The sequence below is a fragment of the Streptomyces sp. genome, from assembly GCF_050698815.1.
GTDB lineage: Bacteria > Actinomycetota > Actinomycetes > Streptomycetales > Streptomycetaceae > Streptomyces.
The window spans coordinates 1-2458 of sequence record NZ_JBOHCV010000717.1 but is presented as its reverse complement, the minus strand read 5'-3'; the positions used below and the strand labels follow the sequence as shown (position 1 = coordinate 2458).

The following is a 2458-nucleotide window of genomic DNA, read 5'->3' as shown; positions in this document are numbered from 1 at the left end:
GCCGCGTACGACATCGAGGTCCGCGGCGTCCTCGCCACCCTCCGGTCTCTCCAGCACACCGGCTGACCCCCCGTCCCACACCCGCTCACCGCCCCGGTCGCGCACCGCGCACCGGGGCGGTCCCATGCGCGCCCGCAGAAAGGGATTTCCGCCGTCGTGACCGACGACTTCCTGCCCCGCGCCGCGGCCCCGGCCGCCGCGCGGCCCGCCCCCTCGTGGGCGAAGAAGCCCCCGCCCAAGACCAAGGCCCGCACCACCGGCGAGATCACCGCTCGCCGCTACGCCGCCCCCCGCGACCCGCACGAGCACGCCCGCAAGATCGCGGAGAACGTCCTCGACGCCTGGTACCAGTCCTTCGGCGGCAGCAGCATCGACGTCCCCCTCGGCACCGTCGCCGGGCTCTCCCTGCTGCGCAACCTCCCCGGCCTCGCGGACTGGGTGCTCAAGCTGACGTCCGAACAACTCCCGCAGCTCCTCAAGGAGATCTACCTCGGGCACTGGATCAAACGCCCCGACCTCATCAACCGCGCGATACGCCTGCACGACTGGGCCTGGAACCCCGAGCCCGACAAGCAGCAACTCCGCGCCGTCCACGCCGTCACCCGCGCCGCCATCAAAACCGGCCTGATGGACCTCACCGGACACGACGACGTCTGGCGACGCTCCGAGGCCGACGTCCTCAGCCCCCTGCTCACCGGCCTGCGGCACAAGAGCGACAAGAAGTGGCGCGGCGAATACCACACGCCGGCGTGCATCACGGACCTGATGGCCAACATGACCATCGACGAGGACTTCGCGAAGCCGGGCATGTCCTTCCGCGAACCCGCCGTCGGCAGCGGGACCATGTTCCGCTCCGTCGCCGTCCGCCTACGCGACCTCGGCCTCGACCCGCACGACTTCCACTGGTACGGCAACGACATCGACTCGCTGTCGGCCGGATGCGCCGCCGTCAACGCGATCATCTGGGACCTCGGCCCCCGCTGCCTCATCGGCTGCGCCAACTCCCTCGCCCCGGACGATGACTACGCCAAGACCCGCGCCGAAGCCCTCGAAGCCTTCGAGGAGCGCGACCGGTACCTGGGCACCGCCCACACGCTCGTCGCCGTCCGCCGCGCCTTCGACCTGGTCGACGAGCTGATGCCCAGCAAAGAGCCCGTCGCATGACCGACACCTTCGACCGCCCCGGCACCACGCCCGTACTCCGCCGCAGACGCCCGGCCTTCGCCGCGCCGCGCGACGAGATCGACGTACCGCCCCTCGACCAGATCGCCCCGCCCCTCGACCCGCCCTGGCTCAAGGAGGACACCGACACTCCCGACCGCAAAGCCCTCTACCGCCACCCCGACGGCCACAGCCTCGGCCTGCGCATCCAGTCCCGCGGCCTCGCCATCCAGACCTGGATCACCGCAGGCCCCGACCTGCCGCCGATGCCCGACGGCGCAACCGCCGCCGAGCAGGCCGAGGCACAGGCCGCCCGCGACGCCCGGGTTCAGCCCGGCCGCACCTGGCACGCCGTCCTCAACACGCGCACCAGCAAGGCCCTAGTCACCGACCTCAGCGCGCTCGTCCGCGACCAACTGCTCCCTGCCCTGACGAACAAGCCGCGCGGCATCCCCGCCCCGCCTCCACCCGCCCGCATCGGGCAGTCCGACCCCACCCCGCCCACGGAAGGAGCCCAGACATGAGCCCCGACAACACTGTGCAGGTCACCAGCCTGCCCAACCTCGCCCAGATCCTGCCGTACCTCCTCGGCCACTACCCCGACGACAGCATCGCCTTCCACGCCCCCGGCCCGAACTTCCACGACGGACCGACCATGACGTGCCCTCTCCCCGAAGACCCCGCCGAGTGGAAGGCCACCGCCGAACTCGCCGCCCGCCAGTTCGTGGCGTACGCCCACGACATGAGCCACGACCCCGGCGAGGGCGTCATCGTCTACCTCTGCCGCGAGCCGCGCCCCGACGAGACCCCGTGGGACACCGCCGCGCTCCTGGCCCCCGTCGCCGACTGGCTCACGACGGCCCTTGGCGAGCAGCGCGCCGACGTACTCCAGACCATCGGTCTCGTCGCGAACCGGTGGTGGGCGTTCGAGTGCACCACCGAAGGGTGCTGCGAGGGCCAGCCGCTCCCCACTGCTGACGACCCCAGCAGCGTTGCGGCACAGATGGCCCGCCTCGGCCGCATCTCCGGCCCCCGCACCCGCGACATCGTCAAGGAGTTCCGGGCGGCGGCCCCCGCCGACACCGACTTCCTCAATGCCCTGGACACGGCCATTGACCAGTTCAACACCCGGTGCGCGACCAGCGCCGGACGCGATGCCACTCTCACCTCGACCTGCGCCCAGATCGACGCGGCCGTCAGTCAGTTCCGGGCCGGAGCGACCACCCTCAACCGCACCTTGGCCACGCAGCTCCTCGTCGGTCTGCACGACGACGGCGCCGTGGAGGCCGGCGTAGCC

General features: G+C 71.8%; 3 protein-coding genes. All 3 read left to right on the top strand.

Annotation, left to right across the window (positions count from 1 at the left end; genetic code table 11):
- The first annotated feature begins 156 nt into the window (after positions 1-156).
- Positions 157-1164 (top strand): N-6 DNA methylase, encoded by a 1008-nt coding sequence (locus ACRDP3_RS25470; protein WP_431519342.1) that lies wholly within the window; start codon positions 157-159, stop codon positions 1162-1164.
- Positions 1161-1685, top strand: a complete 525-nt coding sequence (locus ACRDP3_RS25465; protein ID WP_431519341.1) for a hypothetical protein — start codon at positions 1161-1163, stop codon at positions 1683-1685. The genes ACRDP3_RS25470 and ACRDP3_RS25465 overlap by 4 nt, the downstream gene beginning before the upstream one ends.
- On the top strand, positions 1682-2458 hold a 777-nt coding region (locus ACRDP3_RS25460; RefSeq protein ID WP_431519340.1), incomplete at its 3' end, for a DUF4192 family protein. The genes ACRDP3_RS25465 and ACRDP3_RS25460, both read left to right, overlap by 4 nt.

What these genes read in the sequence shown, in the direction of transcription:
- ACRDP3_RS25465 (WP_431519341.1), top strand. Translation starts at nt 1,161, where the DNA reads ATGACCGACACCTTCGACCGCCCCGGCACCACGCCCGTACTCCGCCGC.